1 protein-coding gene is annotated in these 1,679 nt (G+C 50.9%); it reads left to right on the forward strand.

The annotated features are described in order from the left end of the window. The first annotated feature begins 182 nt into the window (after positions 1 to 182). Entirely contained in the window at positions 183 to 1,457 is a 1,275-nt protein-coding gene (locus tag Q7K71_02740; GenBank protein ID MDO8675019.1) for an ISNCY family transposase, read from the forward strand. Positions 1,458 to 1,679: the final 222 nt, after the last annotated feature.

The following is a 1,679-nucleotide window of genomic DNA, read 5'->3' on the forward strand; positions in this document are numbered from 1 at the left end:
AAAGACGCTTCTGCCAGCCCCAGTCCCGCCAAAGGCGGGGCCTGCGGCGGTTCCTGCGCCAGCCATCCAAATTAATGCGCAATTTTAAATTTTGTGTAACACCAAAATGATAATGTCCTAATTGACCAAAATAAAAATGTCCTAGTTGGGTAGTATGTCCATAATGCAATCAAGGAGGCGTTATGGATAAAACCAAGGACATTTTTATGTTAAGGGCCAACGAGATCAAGCGTTACCAGGTGATCCGCAAGGTATTGGATCATGAGATCAACCAGCAAGAGGCGAGTGAATATTTAAGGATCACGGACCGGCAGGTCAGGCGAATAGTCAAGCGGGTACGCCTTTACGCCGAGCGTGGCGTTATCCATAGGTCCCGAGGCAAGGCCGGCAACCGCAAGAAGCCGGCAAGTTTCAAGCGCAAGGTTCTGGAGTTGTACCAAAAGAGTTATTGGGACTTTGGGCCGACGTTAGCGTCGGAGAAGTTATTAGAGCGCGATGGCATCAAGGTCAATGATGAGACGTTAAGGCTTTGGTTGATTAAAGAAGGTCTTTGGCAATATAAGAAGCAACGTTTGCCTAAGGAGCGCAGCAGACGAACACGTAAGGAACATTTTGGCCAGATGGTGCAGATGGACGGCAGCCATCATGACTGGCTGGAAGGCCGTGGAACAAAGTTAGTACTGATGGGTTATATTGATGATGCGACCAATGAGTTCTTTGGCCGGTTTTATGACTACGAAGGCACCATGCCGGCCATGGGGGGCTTAAAGGGCTACATCAAGCGCTACGGCCTTCCGGCAAGCATCTATTTGGACAAACACTCGACGTACAGGAACAACCGCAGGTACAGATACACCGATTGGCCCTTTAGGGACCAGGACGAGTTAACGCAGTTTGGCCGGGCCTGTCATCAGTTGGGCATTGAACTGATCTTTGCGCACAGCCCACAGGCCAAGGGACGTGTTGAACGGGTCTTCAGGACCTTGCAGGACCGGCTGACCAAAGAGTTAAGGCTGGCCCAGGCCAATGGCCTGGATGAAGCCAATGATCTCCTGAAGGCTTATTTGTCTGTCTTTAACGGGAAGTTCAAGGTCCAGGCAGCTCAAAGCACGGACGTTCACAGGCAGCCGGACAAAAGGGTCGATCTCGACGGTATCTTGTCCGTCCAGACCCAGCGTTTCCTGCGCAATGACCGCACTGTCCAGCACAACAAGCGCTGGTATCAGGTCACGGCCCGGACACGGGCAAAATGGATCACGGTTTTTGAATATCTTGATGGGAGCATTGTCATTAAATACGGTTCGCAAGTATTGCCCTATGATCTCATCCCAGAACCGTCCTTAAGACCGCGGGTCTCGCTCTCACGCAAGATCAGGCCAAGGTTCAAGCAGCCGGTCCCTCGAAACAGCGGCTTTAGGATGTTTCGTTTACCGGGCAGTCTAACCTTCAAGAATTAGGACATTTCTAATTTGGTAGAACTAGGACATTTCTAATTTGGTTTGACATGAGTCGCCGATTCCCTAGACAATTTTCCCAGTAACGGTTAGAATTAAGGCCATGTCTTTGACCATTGACAAGCAAACCATCCTCAAATACGACGTGCCGGGGCCCAGGTACACCAGTTATCCGACGGCGCCGGAATGGTCGTTGTCCGTTGACGCCGCGGTGTATGCCGGGAA

The sequence above is a fragment of the Candidatus Omnitrophota bacterium genome, assembly GCA_030650275.1.
Classification (GTDB): Bacteria; Omnitrophota; Gorgyraeia; order Zapsychrales; family Fredricksoniimonadaceae; genus JACPXN01.

What these genes read in the sequence shown, in the direction of transcription:
- Q7K71_02740 (MDO8675019.1), top strand. Translation starts at nt 183, where the DNA reads ATGGATAAAACCAAGGACATTTTTATGTTAAGGGCCAACGAGATCAAG.